General features: G+C 67.5%; 1 pseudogene. It reads right to left on the bottom strand.

The annotated features are described in order from the left end of the window. A pseudogene (locus tag J7528_RS23970) lies at window positions 1-600 on the bottom strand (ice nucleation protein); the annotation flags it as partial.

Raw genomic sequence — 600 nt, 5'->3', positions numbered from 1 at the left:
ATAGCGCCTGGAACTGGGTCTCGCTCAGGGCGGAGACCTGGCTGGTCGACAGGCTGCTGATCTGTTCCGGCGTGAACTCGGCCAGGTCGCTGGTCGGCAAGGCGCGAAACTGTGACGCCGACAGGGCGCGGACCTGGGCCGGGGTCAGGCTTTGCACCTGCGCTTGGCTCAGGGCCGAGAAGCTGGTGGAGCTGAGCACCGACAATTGGGTCGTGGCCATGGCGTCCAGCGTCTCGGTGCTGAGCGCCGCCATCTGGGTGGTCGACAGCGCCTGCACCTGGGCCTGGTTCAGCTGGGTCAGCTGGGTGGGGCTGAAGCTGATCGTGTTCGACAGGCGCGGCAGTTGGACCGCGGTCAGGCCCGTCATCTGGTTCTGGCCGAACTTGGCGAACTGCTCGGGGCTGAGGCTGGCGATCGCCGTGGTCGAGATGGCCGCGACCTGGGCCTTGGTCAGCCTGGCGAATTCCGAGGGCGGGGCGTTGGCGATATCGGCCGCGCTCAGGGTCGCGATCTTGGCGGCCGTCAGCGAGGAAAGGGCCGGCGTATCGGAATTGATGGCCACCATGCGCGCACCGAACTCGAAAGCCGCCGCGCGATCCT

This window comes from Caulobacter sp., from assembly GCF_017744445.1.
In the GTDB taxonomy this organism is placed as follows: Bacteria; Pseudomonadota; Alphaproteobacteria; order Caulobacterales; family Caulobacteraceae; genus Caulobacter.
This window is presented reverse-complemented; position numbering and strand designations above follow the sequence as displayed.